The organism is Amycolatopsis sp. Hca4 (assembly GCF_013364075.1).
GTDB lineage: Bacteria > Actinomycetota > Actinomycetes > Mycobacteriales > Pseudonocardiaceae > Amycolatopsis.
Map to the genome: position 1 here is coordinate 6,698,130 of NZ_CP054925.1, position 12,391 is coordinate 6,710,520.

Genomic DNA, 12,391 nt, shown 5'->3' on the forward strand with positions numbered 1-12,391 from the left:
GGGAAGCCGCTTCCCCGTGGAAGTGCGTGCCCGGGTCAGCGCAGGCCGAGGGCCCGCAGCGCGAAGTGGACCTCGATCGCCGTTTGCTTGATCGTCTCGGCGATCACCAGCGAACCGTGGCCCGCGTCGTAGCGGTAGAACTCGTGGTGCAGGTCGCGGCCGCCGAGCCGGTCGAGGTAGTTCTCGATCTGGCGGATCGGGCAGCGCGGGTCGTTGTCGCCGGCCAGCACGAGCACCGGCGCCGTCACGGCGTCGACGTAGGTGATCGGCGAGCACTCGCGGTACACCGCCGGCACGTCCTCCGGCGAGCCGCCGAAGATCCCGCGGTCGAACGAGCGCAGCTGCTCCATCTCGTCCTCGTACGCGGCGACGTAGTCCGCCACCGGCACCCCGGCGACACCCGCCGCCCACCGCGTCGGCTGGGTGCCGAGCGCGAGCAGGGACAGGTAGCCGCCCCACGACGCGCCGTTCACGACGCACTTCGCCGGGTCGCTCAGTCCGGTTTGGACGGCCCAGTCGTGCACCGCGGCGACGTCTTCGAGCTCGGTCAGGCCGGGACGGCCCTCGATGGCGTCGCGCCAGGCCGAGCCGTAGCCGGTCGAGCCGCGGTAGTTGACCTCGACCACGGCGAACCCGGCGTCGAGCCAGGTCGCGCGGTAGGCGGAGAAGCGGTCCTCGTCCGCCGCGTGCGGGCCTCCGTGCAGCGAGAACACCGTCGGCAGCGGGCCATCCGGTGCCCCGGAAGGCCGCGAGACCAGCGCGTGGATCCGGCCGCCGACGCCTTCGACGAACGCGTCGGTCACCGGCTCGGAACCCGGCGCCCGCTCGCCCGGCGGCTCGAGCAGGATCGAGTCCGTGCCGTCCGTGGTCCGCGCGCGCACCGCGGCCGGCTCGGCGGCACTGGACCACGAGTACTCGACCGTGCCGTCGGGGCGGACGCCCGCCTCGCCGATCCGGCCGGCCGGTGTGTCCAGAGTGGACAGCTCGGTCGTGTCGAGGTCGTAGCGGTACAGGGAATTGCGGCCCTCGTGGAACTGGACGACCAGCAGGGCGCGCGCGTCCGGGTACCAGCCCGCGACGACCTCGCCGGGCAGGTCCAGCTCGATTTCGGTCTCGGTGTCCGCCCGGACGTCCCAGATCAGCAGCTCCTCGCGGCCGCGGCGCTCGTGCACCACCAACAGCCGCTGGTCGCCGGGCAGCGGCGAGAACTCGAGCGCGGACAGGCCCTTGCCTTCGCCGTCCCACTTCTCGGCGACGGTCTCGAACCCGTCGGTCGCGAGCACCCGCAGCGCGGGGTGGCGCGAGTCGCCGTGCTCGGAGTGCGAGATCGCGAGCAGGGTCTCGTCGCGGGACAGGGCGGCGATGCCGGCGTCGTCCGGGTGGCTGTAGAAGCGGCGCGTCTCGCCGCCGATCCGGGCGAACAGCTCGCTGCCGTCGTCGGTCGAGACGCCGACCGCGACGATCTTCGCGCCGATCTCGAGCCCGGCCTGGTAGCCGTCGTGGACGTCCGGGACGGCCTTCTCCGGCTTGCTGCCCTCGGTCGCGGCGAACGGCTCGCGCACCCAGGAGCCGAACTCGTCACCGTCGGTGTCGTCGAACCACCAGATCCACTCGCCGTCCGGGGACGGGCTCGCGTGCAGGGTGCCGTTGGGCCGATCGGTGACGCGGCGGTGCTCGTCCGTCGCGCGGTTCCAGGCGTAGACCTCCCAGACGCCGCTGGCGTTGGAGGCGTAGACGTTGGCTTCCGGGGCGTCGCGGGCCCACTCGGGCGCGAAGATGCGCGGGGCGTGGAAGCGGGCGCGCCAGCGGGCTTCGGCTTCGGCGTCGTCGAACAGCCGGTCCGGGACCACCGCGGGCGGATATTGGTTGGCTGACTGCGTGCTCACCCCTCGATCCTGCCACCTTCTGGCCGTACTGTGTGCGGGGTGCTGGAGGGTTACGCGCCGGGCTACGGTGCAGACGCGGTCTCGATGATGTCCGCGCGCACGGCGGCGGAGCGGGCGACGTTCGCCCAGCCCCTGTTCCGGCCGGGCATGTGGGTGGTCGACCTCGGCTGCGGTCCGGGCTCGATCACGCTGGGCTTGGCCGCGGAGTCCCGGGTGACGGGCGTCGACCGCGACGCGGGCCAGGTGGTCCTCGCCCGCGAGGCGGCCCGCCGCGCCGGGAGGTCCACAGTGGACTTCGTGGTCGGGTCGGTGTACGACCTGCCGTTCGCGTCCGGCAGCGTGGACGTGGCTTTCTCGCACGCGTTGTTCGAGCACCTCTCTTCTCCGGCCGACGCGTTGGCGGAGCTGCGCCGGGTGCTCCGGCCCGGCGGGAAGCTCGCGTTGTCCACATCGGACTGGAGCAAGGCGAGGCTGCGCCCGAAGACGGCGAACGTCGACGCGGCGCTGAGAGGCCACTACCTCCTGCGCCGCCGGGCGGGCGGCAACCCGTTCGCCGGCCGGAACATCGCGGAGGAGTGCGTGCGGGCGGGGTTCACGGAGGTGGCGTCGCGGGCGAAGTACCGCGAGGACATGAGTTACCGGGACCTGGCGAAGTACGTGGAGTCCCGCCTCGACACGGCGATCGCGGACCCGGCCTTCGCCCGCGACCGCGACCAGCTGGCCAGCGCGGCCCGCTCGGCGTGGGTGTGGACCCGCGGTGGTGACGGGGATTTCAGCCAGTGCTGGGTAGAGGTGACGGCAACGCGATAGCCGGGACGCGCGGGGGTCCGGGGGCGAAGCCGCCCGGCGGGGTTTGGGGTTCGACCCCAAAAAACACCGAGAGGGCCAGCATGGTTGGCGTTTTCCGCCAACACACCGGCCCTCTCGGCGCTCTCGTCGGGGTGGCGGGATTCGAACCCACGACCTCCTCGACCCGAACGAGGCACGCTACCAAGCTGCGCCACACCCCGAGGTACTGCTTAACGGGTCGTGGAGAAGTCTAGCGGACGGTGTCGCGGGCTTTTCGGGGGGCCGACTTTTGCGACCCGGAAGACCCCGATCCGCGCGGGACCAGCGTCAACAGGCTCGCCTCCGGCGGGCACGCGAACCGAGCGGGCGCCCACGGCGACGTCCCCAGGCCGGCCGACACGTGCAGCCACATGTGCGCCCCCCAGCGCGAGGCACCGCGAGCCCGGCTGCGATCCAGGTCACAGTTGGTGACGATCGCGCCGTACCCCGGCAGCCGGAGCTGGCCGCCGTGGGTGTGGCCGGCCAGGACCAGGTCGTAACCGTCCGTGGCGAACGTGTCCAGGACCCGCGGCTCCGGCGAGTGCGTGACGCCGAGGCGGACGGCCGCGCCACTGTCGGCCGGGCCCGCGATGTCGGCGTAGCGGTCGCGGCGCAGGTGCGGGTCGTCGACGCCGGCCGCGAACACCCGCTGCCCGCCGACGTCGATCGTGCGGCGGACGTGCGTGAGGTCGGTCCAGCCGTGCTCGACGAACGCCGCGCGCAGGTCGCGCCACGGGAGCTGGGTGCCGTGGATGCGCTTCTTCTTGCCCTGCGGCATCAGGTAGCGGGCCGGGTTCTTCGGCTTGGGCGCGTAGTAGTCGTTGCTGCCGAAGACGAACACGCCGGGCCGGTCGAGCAGCGGGCCCAGCGCGCGCAGCACCGCCGGGACGGCCGTCCGGTGCGACAGGTTGTCGCCGGTGTTGACGACCAGGTCCGGGTTCAGCTCGTCGAGCGCGGCGACCCAGCGCTGCTTGCTGTGGTGCCCGGGCAGCATGTGCAGGTCCGAGACGTGCAGGATGGTGAACGGCCGCGAGCCGGGCGCCAGCACCGGCAGTTCGGCGGTGCGGAGGGTCCAGCGGCGCCGTTCGATCCCGACGGCGTAACCGAGCGTCGCGGCGCCGAGCGCCAGCGTCCCCGCCGCGAGGCGCGCCGCCGCCGCCCCCGACGTGCGTGTGTTACTGAGCGTGCTCACAATCCCCAGGATACGTGCTCAACAGTTGGATGACTTCGCCGCCGTTACGGGGAACCTGCCGCTTAACATCTGCGTCGGCCCGAAGACGGGAAACAGGCCGGGGGGCTTGGGGAGAACGATGGAGCAGTTCGGGCCGTACCGGATCGAAGGCCTGCTCGGCCGCGGCGGCATGGGCGAGGTGCACCGCGCCTACGACACCGCGCACGACCGCGTCGTCGCGCTGAAGCTGTTGTCCGAGCCCTTCGTCACCGACGAAGCCTTCCGCGCGCGGTTCCGCCGCGAGTCGCAGATCGTCGCGCGGCTGCGGGAACCGCACGTGATCCCGATCCACGCCTACGGCGAGATCGACGGCCGGCTGTACCTCGACATGCGGCTCGTCGAGGGCCGCGACCTCAAGGAGCTCCTGGCCGACGGGCCGCTCGACCCGGCGCGGGCCGCCGCGATCGTGGCCCAGGTCGCGGGCGCGCTCGACGCCGCCCACGCCGACGGCCTGGTGCACCGGGACGTCAAGCCGTCGAACGTGCTCGTGACGGGCGCGGACTTCGTGTACCTCGTGGACTTCGGCATCGCGCGATCGATGACCGCCGAAGGGACGTCGATCACCGGCACCGGCAACGTGATCGGCACCCTCGACTACATGGCGCCGGAACGCTTCGGCGACGCCCCGATCACCGGTCTCGTCGACGTCTACGCGCTGGCGTGCGTGTTCTTCGAGTGCCTCACCGGGCACCGCCCGTTCCCGGCGGAGGGCGCGGCCGCGCAGATGGGCGCGCACCTGACCGCGCCGCCGCCCGTGCTTTCGCGGGCGCGTCCGGGCCTGCCGGTGGCGCTGGACGCCGTGGTGGCGCGCGGGATGGCGAAGAACCCGGCGGACCGGTACCCGACGGCGGGGGCGTTCGCCGACGCCGTCCGCGCGGCCGTGACCGCACCGGCACCGCCGATCCCGACGTGGCAGAAGACGTTGCCGGGCTACGTGCCGCAGCCGGCCCCGGTCACCCCGCCGCGGCCGGTGCCGCTCCCGACGGCACCGCACCCGGCCCGGTTCACCGGCCCGGTGCCGCCGCCCCGGACCCCGGCCGCGCCGCCGGTGCAGCCGCCGAAATCGCAGCGGAACCGCTGGATCGCCCTGTGTGCCGCGCTGGCCGGGATCGTCGTGGTGGCACTGGTGATCACCTACGTCGTGACGCGGGACCGGACGACCGAGACGGCCGGGCCGGACCCGACCAAGCCCACGACGACCAGCAATTCTCCGGCACCGGCCACGGAAACGACGGCTGAATCACCGTCCACTTCGGCATCGAAGCCCCCGCACGACGAGCGGCTGTACGCCGCGCTGCCGCCGATCTACCGCACGTGCGTCGACGCCGCGCCCCCCGCCGGAGCGGCCGCGGCGGTCGAGTGCGGCGGATCGACGGTCGGTGACGTCAAGATCGGCAACGTCTGGTTCGCGGAGCCGACCGGCGCGCGGTTCCTCCGCTTCGCCGACGCCGCCGCGATGGACGCGTTCTTCCAGAACATCGTGAAGACGCAGGGCCTCACCCGCAACGACGCCCAAGGCGCGTGCCGCCCCATCAAGTACCCCAAGATCTGGGGCACGTACTACCGCGCGGAGGTCCGCAACCCGGTCCCGGGCGAGTACCTGACCTGCTACCTCGGCGATCCGGCCCAGCTGGTGTGGACCGAGAAGAAGGACCTGGTGGCGGGCATCCTGCTGTCCACAAAGGTCACCACGAACGATGACCTCGACAAGCTCTACGCGTGGTGGAACTCGTTGATCCTGGTGGACATGGGGAGCAGCTGATCGAAACGCAAGCGGGGCGGGAGGTCGCCCTCCCGCCCCGCTCGTCCTCGGTCGTGCCTAGCGGGCGGCGCCGCCCAGGTACTTCGGGTCCGGGCCCGGCAGTTCCATCCGCGGCTGGCTGGCGTCCAGGATGTTCTTCATCGCGCCGAACCAGGTCCGCGCCGGCGCCTTGCCACCGAAGATGTTGCCGTTCGGGCACACCCGGACGTTGCCCGGGCCGGCGTCGCAGATACCGCCCTGCCCGCCGCCGAACTTGAACGTCATCGCCGCGCCCGCCAGCTGCGGGGTGCCGCCGACGAAGGTCGCCGAGACGTTGCCCTGCGTGGTGCCCGTCTTGCCGATGATCGGGCGGTCCCAGCCGACGTCCGCGGCCGCGCGGGCCGAGGTGCCGCCCGGCTGGTCGTCCTTGCTCATCCCGACGGCGAGGGTGTTCGCCAGGCCCTCGGGCACCGCCTGCTCGCACGCGGCTTCCTTGATCGGCACCGGCTTCCCGTTGCGGTCGGTCACCCCGGCGATCGGCGTCGGCGGGCACCAGACGCCGCCGGACAGGATGGTCGCGGCCACGTTGCCCAGTTCCAGGCCGCTCAGCGGGCTGAAGCCCAGGGTGAACGCGCCGAAGCCCGGCCAGCTGCCCTTGGGGCCGTAGTACTCGGCCTGGCTCTGGCTCTTCTCGGGCTTGTCCGCCTTCGGGTCGACCGTTCCGCCGCCGACGTTGCTCGCCATCGTGTCGCGCATGCCGAGCCGCTTGGCCATGTCGATACCCGGTGCCGTGCTGCCGAGCCGGTCTTCGAGCTCGACGAACGTGGTGTTCGGCGAGGTCGCCAGCGCGGTCTGGACGGTCGCGCCCTCGGCGATGCGGCTGTAGTCACCGGCGTTGCCGACGCAGTACCAGCGGGAGCGCAGCGGCGGCCCGGTCGGCGGGCAGTTGTTGCCACCACCGGAGTACACGTGCGAAATGTAGGTGTCCGGCACCTGCACCGGCGTGTAGATCCCGGCGACACCCTTGTCCAGCGCCGCCGCGGTGGTGAAGATCTTGTACGTCGACCCCGCGCCACCGGTGTTGTAGACACCCGTGGGCAGCGCGTACGTCGTCTGGCCCGCGTCCTGGTTCTGGCCGTAGTCCCGGTTCGCCGCCAGCGCGACGACCTCGTGCCGGTTCTTGCCCGGCCGGACCAGCGAGAGGGTGTTCGCGACGTACGGCTGGGTCTTGTCGACCTGCGCCTCCGCCGAGACCTTCGCCTCGTGGTTGGCCCGCTCGTCCAGCGTGCTCTTGATCGTGTAGCCGCCGGTGTAGAGCTGGTCCTTGGTCATCCCGCTCGCCTTGAGCAGGTAGTCCTCGACGTACTGGCAGAAGAACCCGGACTCCGGGCCGGCGCCGATGCAGTTGGCCGGCGGCTTCTTCGGGCCGTCCGGGACCACGCCGAGCGGCTCGGCCTTGAAGCGGTCCGCGTCGGCCTTCGCCAGCTTCCGGTTGTCGACCATCCGGTCGAGCACCAGGTTGCGGCGGGCGGTGGCCTTGTCCGCGTGCTTCCACGGGTCGTTGTTGATCGGGTTGTTCACCAGGCCGGCCAGCAGCGCGGCCTGCGGCACGGTGAGCTTCTCCGGGGTGGTGTCGAAGTACGCGTGCGCCGCCGCGCCGATGCCGTAGATCTGGCGCGAGAACTCGACGATGTTGAGGTAGTTGGCCAGGATCTGCTGCTTGGTCAGCTTCGTCTCGAGGTTGATCGCGATCCGGGCTTCCTTCAGCTTCCGGGAGATCGACTGCTCCTGGGCCTTCTTCTGGCCGATCGGGTCGTTCCGGTAGACGACGTTGATCAGGTAGTTCTTGGTCAGCTGCTGGGTCAGCGTCGAGGCACCCTGGGTGTCCGCGCCGGTGCTGTTGCTGACGGCCGCGCGCAGCGTGCCCTGCCAGTCGACGCCGTGGTGCTCGTAGAACCGCTTGTCCTCGACCGAGACCAGCGCCCACTTCATGGCCTCGTTGATCTGGTCCTCGGTGATCGGTAGCCGGTACTGGTCGTACAGGGTCGCGATCGGCTTGCCGGTGCTGTCGGTGACCGTCGTCACCAGTGGCGGCGGGATGTCCGCGAGGTCGGAGGAGGTCTTCTCCACCGTCTCGCTGGCCTGGTTCGACATGACGCCCGCGGCCCCCACGACCGGGAAGAGCATGCCGGCGACGAGCACCCCCGCGAGCAGACAGAGGCCGATGAGCTTGAACAAACCATCCGCTTTTCGCACGAGGGCCAGGCTACCCGGAACGGATCAGGCGCCGGTGACGCCGTGTCTCCGAAGGTGTGAAATCAGTGACAAAACAGGCCCCCTTCGGTGACAACTGGTAACGGAAGGCATTCTGGGTCTCGACGGGGGGAACCGAGGGCCCCTACAGTCCGTCAACGTCTCACGAAGAAAAGCCGACGGATGGATCAACGCGGGTGGGAGCTCGCGTCGGCCGAACGGCGGCACCGGCACCGGGGAGGTGCCCGGGTAACCGACGTGAGCTGAGGGAGACACGCTCGCGGGGGCAAGGAGCGCAGTGCCTTTCCCCGCTGGTGCGTCGATCACCAGGGTAGGGAGCTGGGGGTATGGAAACCAACCAGTCGAGCTGGCGAATCAACGCGTCCTGCCGGGACGCCGATCCGGACGGCCTGTTCGTCCGGGGTGCGGAGCAGAACCGCGCGAAAGCGGTCTGCATGGGCTGCCCGGTCCGCACGGAATGTCTCGCCGAAGCGCTCGACGGCCGGATCAACTTCGGCGTCTGGGGTGGCATGACCGAACGCGAGCGGCGCGCACTGCTGCGCCGCCGCCCGGACGTGGAGAGCTGGGCCGACCTGCTCGAAGCGGCCAAGCGCGACGCGCAAGAGCGCGTCGAGGTCGGCTGACCGGCCGCGGGCGGCGCGGACCTGCTGCCGCGCCGCCCGCGCCGCTCAGCCGGCGAGCTTCGAGCCGATGTCGCGCAGGCCGCCGAGGTCGTGCACGTCGCCGGCCAGCGCGGGCACCTTCGCCAGCGCGACCTCCGGGTGCGCCCTGGTGAACCGGGCCAGCAGGCGTTCCTCGCGCGCGGCCAGCTGGACGCGGTCGGCGTGCAGCCGCAGCACGGCCTCGGCCAGCGGCGCGTTCTGCAGGTTCTCGGCCGCCGCCAGCGCCTCCGCGCCGGAGAGCTTCGCGAGCACCGGGTGGGTCCGGTTCGCGATCAGCCCGGCCAGGGGCATCGACTCGGCCGACAGCCGCTCCACGAAGTAGGACGCCTCGCGCAGCGCGTCCGGCTCCGGCGCGGCCACGACCAGGAACGACGTTCCGGACGAGCGCAGCAGCTCCGCCGTCTTGCGCGCGCGCTCGCGGAAGCCGCCGAACATGCTGTCGAAGGCCTGCATGAACGCCGAGGCGTCGGTCAGCAGCTGGCCGCCGATGATCGTCGACACGGCCTTGGCGAACATCGAGAACCCGGCGTTGACGACCTTGCGCAGGCCCCAGCCGCCGGCCTTGGCCGGCGCGGTGAGCAGGCGGATCATCCGGCCGTCCAGCGCGCTCGACAGCCGTGTCGGCGCGTCGAGGAAGTCCAGCGCGGACCGGCTCGGCGGGGTGTCGACGATGATCAGGTCCCACTCGCCGGTGGCGGCGAGCTGGCCGAGCTTCTCCATCGCCATGTACTCCTGCGTGCCGGAGAACGACGTGGAGATCGTCTGGTAGAAGGGGTTCTGGAGCAGCTGCTCGGCGCGTTCCGGGCCGGCGTGCACGCGCACCATGTCGTCGAAGGTGCGGCGCATGTCGAGCATCATCGCCCAGAGCTCGCCCTTCGGCTCGAAGCCCTCGACCTGCACCTGCTTCGGGTGGTTGCCGAGTTCGCGCAGGCCGAGCGCCTGCGCCAGCCGTCGTGCGGGGTCGATGGTCAGCACCACGGTCTGGCGGCCGCGCTCGGCCGCGCGCAGGGCCAGCGCCGCGGCCGTGGTCGTCTTGCCGACGCCGCCGGAGCCGCAGCAGACGATCACGCGGCTCTCCGGGGCGTCGAGCAGCGCGTCGATGTCGATGGTGGTCACAACCGCACCCCCTGGTCGGTCAGGGCTTCGGCCAGGTCGTAGAGGGCGGCGACGTCGATGCCGTCGGTCAGGTCCGGCAGCTCCAGCGTCGGCAGGTCGGCCTCGGCGAGCTGCTCGCGGGCCCGCTGCTCGGCGGCGACCCGCACGGCGTGCTCGACGGTCTCCTCGACCAGCGACTCCAGCGTGTCCTCCGGCAGCTTCAGCCCGGCCGAGGCGAGCCCGTCGCGGACGCGGGAGGCGTCGACGCGGCCGTCCGCGGCGGCGGTCACCGACCGCGCGGGCAGTCGCGGCGGCCGGACCCGGTTGACCAGCACTGCGCCCGGGCGCAGGTCGGCGCCGTCCAGCTCGGCCACGGCCTCGACGGTCTCGCGGACCGGCATCTCCTCCAGCAGCGTGGCCAGGTGCACCGCGGTCTGGCCCGAGTGCAGCAGCCGCACCACGCCTTCGGCCTGGCCGCGGATCGGGCCGGTCTTCGCGAGGTCGGTCAGCGCCTTGGTGACGTCGAGGAACTTGACCACCCGGCCGGTCGGCGGCGAGTCGACGACGACGGCGTCGTAGGTGTGCCGCCCGTCGGACTCGGTCCGGCCGACGCACTCCTTGATCTTCCCGGTGAGCAGGACGTCCCGCAGGCCCGGCGCGAGCGTGGTCGCGAACTCGATCGCGCCCATCCGCCGCAGCGTCCGGCCGGCGAAGCCCAGGTTGTAGAACATCTCGAAGTACTCGAGCAGCGCGGCTTCGACGTCGATGTGCAGCGCGCGCAGCTCCCCACCGCCCGGGACCGACGCGATGCGCTGCTCGGCGTAGGGCAGCGGCTCGGTGTCGAAGAGCTGGGCGATGCCCTGACGGCCCTCGACCTCGATGAGCAGCACGCGACGGCCTTCGCGGGCGAGCGCGAGGCCGAGCGCGGCGGCGAGCGTCGTCTTGCCCGTCCCGCCCTTGCCGGTGACGAAGTGCAGCCGGGCCCTGGCGAGCTCGTCGGTCCAGCCGGCATGGGGAATGGTCACTTCTTCACCCTAATTCAGCGCTCAACTGGCCAGCAGCATGACGCCGACCGCAGCGGCCACCGCCGCGACGAGTGCCCAGCTCACAGCGCCGGGCAGCACCGTCAGGGTGAGCACGCCCACCACCGCGAGCAGGGTGAAGGTGATCACCCCGCCGAGCGCGACCGAACCGGAGCTCTGCGTCCGGTCGCGCACCTTCGCCATCACGACGAGCACCAGCGGCAGCCCGGCCGCCGCGAGCAGCGCCGTCGCGAGCACCCGCCACGTCTCCACCCCGTCAACGCTAGCGGCGCGCGGCCGGTCGCGCGCCGGCGTGAGATGGGCCACAGTCCGGCGCGTCGCGAGGCTTAATCCGGCGGCGCTCCACGAGGCGCTTGCCCGCTTGGCTACGCTCCCGGTTCATGAGCGCCACCAAGTGGGAGTACGCCACCGTCCCTCTGCTGATCCACGCGACGAAGCAGATCCTCGACCAGTGGGGCGAGGACGGCTGGGAGCTGGTCACCGTGCTGCCGAACCCGACCGGCGAGCAGCACGTCGCCTACCTGAAGCGTGCGAAGGGCTGACCCGGTGAGCTGGAGCGAACGGCTGAAGGAGCTCGGCATCGAGCTGCCCGGCGTCGCGGCCCCGCTGGCCGCGTACGTGCCCGCCGTCCAGAGCGGGAAGCACGTCTACACCTCCGGCCAGCTGCCCTTCGTCGACGGCGTGCTCGCCGCGACCGGCAAGGTCGGCGCGGAGATCAGCCCCGAAGAGGCGAAGGGCCACGCCCGCACGTCGGCGCTCAACGCGCTCGCGGCCGTGCACGCACTGGTCGGCATTGACAACGTCGCGCGGATCGTCAAGGTTGTCGGCTTCGTGGCTTCCGCGGAGGGCTTCACCGGTCAGCCCGCGGTCGTCAACGGCGCGTCCGAACTGCTCGGCGAGGTCTTCGGCGACGCGGGCATCCACGCCCGCTCGGCCGTCGGCGTCGCGGAGCTGCCCATCGGCTCGCCGGTGGAGGTCGAACTGATCGTGGAGGTGCAGTGATGGACCCGGACATCGAGCAGTCCACCCACGAGCTGCTGATCCGGCTGGCCGGGCGGCTGCCCGACCAGCTGCTGTGGCGGTTCCGCGACTGGCTCGGCGAAGGCGCCATGGGCACCCTCGCGCGGACCCTGCCGAGGTCTTTGCTTAAGCACAGGATCGACCTCGACCAAACGGAGTACCGGCTGCTCGTGGCCGGTCTCATCCCGCACGGCGCCGACTGGCACCAGGTCAGTTCGACGCTGGGGGTAGACGACGTCACCGAGAACCGGTACACATTCACGTCGAGTGCGCCCGAATGGGTTAACTCGGTCGACTCCGTGTCCGTGTTGATCCACGCAACGTTGCGAGGACGCCCGGACGTGGGGGAAGTGCGGCAGAGCTGGCGACACGTCGGTGTGGTCGGGCAGGGCACCGCCAAGCGCGTCCTGCTGATCACCGCACTGGCGGGGCTGCCGAGGTTGACCGGCGAACTGCAGCGGGTGCTGCGGGTCCTGGGCGACGAAGAGCCCAGCGTCGAGGTCATCCCGCCGCGCTTCGACCTGCCGGGGTACCACCGGGCCGCGCTGGCCGACTCAGAGCTGGTCTGCGTGGGCGCCGTGGCGGGGACCCGGCTAGTAGCCGCATAACGC

Annotated in this window: 12 protein-coding genes and 1 tRNA gene; 6 read left to right on the forward strand and 7 right to left on the reverse strand. The window is 71.7% G+C overall.

What is annotated here, in order from left to right; translation table 11 throughout:
* Positions 1-35: 35 nt before the first annotated feature.
* Positions 36-1,886 carry a prolyl oligopeptidase family serine peptidase gene (locus HUT10_RS30070; RefSeq protein WP_176174274.1) on the reverse strand — a complete coding sequence of 617 codons (1,851 nt, stop codon included), beginning with the start codon at positions 1,884-1,886 and terminating at the stop codon, positions 36-38.
* A gap of 39 nt (positions 1,887-1,925) precedes the next feature.
* Here HUT10_RS30070 and HUT10_RS30075 point away from each other — a divergent pair, with 39 nt between their 5' ends.
* Positions 1,926-2,696 (forward strand): class I SAM-dependent methyltransferase, encoded by a 771-nt coding sequence (locus tag HUT10_RS30075; protein ID WP_176174275.1) that lies wholly within the window; start codon positions 1,926-1,928, stop codon positions 2,694-2,696.
* Between the two features lie 126 nt (positions 2,697-2,822).
* Here HUT10_RS30075 and HUT10_RS30080 read toward each other — a convergent pair.
* Both HUT10_RS30080 and HUT10_RS30085 read right to left on the reverse strand, forming a co-directional pair.
* Positions 2,823-2,896: transfer RNA gene (locus tag HUT10_RS30080), tRNA-Pro, on the reverse strand.
* 29 nt (positions 2,897-2,925) lie between these two features.
* Positions 2,926-3,906, reverse strand: coding sequence for a metallophosphoesterase (locus tag HUT10_RS30085; protein ID WP_176174276.1), 981 nt, complete (start codon positions 3,904-3,906; stop codon positions 2,926-2,928).
* Between the two features lie 118 nt (positions 3,907-4,024).
* Between HUT10_RS30085 and HUT10_RS30090 the strand changes: the two genes are divergently transcribed.
* Positions 4,025-5,707 (forward strand): serine/threonine-protein kinase, encoded by a 1,683-nt coding sequence (locus tag HUT10_RS30090; RefSeq protein WP_176174277.1) that lies wholly within the window; start codon positions 4,025-4,027, stop codon positions 5,705-5,707.
* Positions 5,708-5,764: 57 nt separating this feature from the next.
* Here the strand turns inward: HUT10_RS30090 and HUT10_RS30095 are convergent, their stop codons facing one another.
* Positions 5,765-7,942, reverse strand: a complete 2,178-nt coding sequence (locus HUT10_RS30095) for a transglycosylase domain-containing protein (protein ID WP_254897080.1) — start codon at positions 7,940-7,942, stop codon at positions 5,765-5,767.
* A gap of 344 nt (positions 7,943-8,286) precedes the next feature.
* Between HUT10_RS30095 and HUT10_RS30100 the strand changes: the two genes are divergently transcribed.
* Positions 8,287-8,583: a WhiB family transcriptional regulator gene (locus tag HUT10_RS30100; protein ID WP_176174278.1), complete on the forward strand. Its 297-nt coding sequence runs from the start codon at positions 8,287-8,289 to the stop codon at positions 8,581-8,583.
* Between the two features lie 45 nt (positions 8,584-8,628).
* Here the strand turns inward: HUT10_RS30100 and HUT10_RS30105 are convergent, their stop codons facing one another.
* Genes HUT10_RS30105 through HUT10_RS30115 form a run of 3 tightly spaced genes read right to left on the reverse strand, consistent with a single transcriptional unit; the run spans position 8,629 to position 11,012 of the window.
* Complete coding sequence (locus HUT10_RS30105) at positions 8,629-9,738, reverse strand: ArsA family ATPase (protein WP_176174279.1); 1,110 nt, start codon at positions 9,736-9,738, stop codon at positions 8,629-8,631.
* Entirely contained in the window at positions 9,735-10,742 is a 1,008-nt protein-coding gene (locus tag HUT10_RS30110) for an ArsA-related P-loop ATPase (protein WP_176174280.1), read from the reverse strand. Before HUT10_RS30110 ends, HUT10_RS30105 begins: the two co-directional genes overlap by 4 nt.
* 21 nt (positions 10,743-10,763) lie before the next feature.
* Entirely contained in the window at positions 10,764-11,012 is a 249-nt protein-coding gene (locus tag HUT10_RS30115) for a hypothetical protein (protein ID WP_176174281.1), read from the reverse strand.
* A gap of 128 nt (positions 11,013-11,140) precedes the next feature.
* Between HUT10_RS30115 and HUT10_RS30120 the strand changes: the two genes are divergently transcribed.
* The 3 genes from HUT10_RS30120 to HUT10_RS30130 are packed head-to-tail and all read left to right on the forward strand — an operon-like array spanning position 11,141 to position 12,388.
* Positions 11,141-11,302 carry a DUF4177 domain-containing protein gene (locus HUT10_RS30120; RefSeq protein WP_176174282.1) on the forward strand — a complete coding sequence of 54 codons (162 nt, stop codon included), beginning with the start codon at positions 11,141-11,143 and terminating at the stop codon, positions 11,300-11,302.
* A gap of 4 nt (positions 11,303-11,306) precedes the next feature.
* Positions 11,307-11,762, forward strand: coding sequence for a RidA family protein (locus tag HUT10_RS30125; protein ID WP_086840822.1), 456 nt, complete (start codon positions 11,307-11,309; stop codon positions 11,760-11,762).
* Complete coding sequence (locus tag HUT10_RS30130) at positions 11,762-12,388, forward strand: hypothetical protein (protein WP_043789124.1); 627 nt, start codon at positions 11,762-11,764, stop codon at positions 12,386-12,388. Before HUT10_RS30125 ends, HUT10_RS30130 begins: the two co-directional genes overlap by 1 nt.
* The last annotated feature ends 3 nt before the right edge of the window (positions 12,389-12,391 follow it).

What these genes read in the sequence shown, in the direction of transcription:
- HUT10_RS30130 (WP_043789124.1), top strand. Translation starts at nt 11,762, where the DNA reads ATGGACCCGGACATCGAGCAGTCCACCCACGAGCTGCTGATCCGGCTG.
- HUT10_RS30090 (WP_176174277.1), top strand. Translation starts at nt 4,025, where the DNA reads ATGGAGCAGTTCGGGCCGTACCGGATCGAAGGCCTGCTCGGCCGCGGC.
- HUT10_RS30120 (WP_176174282.1), top strand. Translation starts at nt 11,141, where the DNA reads ATGAGCGCCACCAAGTGGGAGTACGCCACCGTCCCTCTGCTGATCCAC.
- HUT10_RS30100 (WP_176174278.1), top strand. Translation starts at nt 8,287, where the DNA reads ATGGAAACCAACCAGTCGAGCTGGCGAATCAACGCGTCCTGCCGGGAC.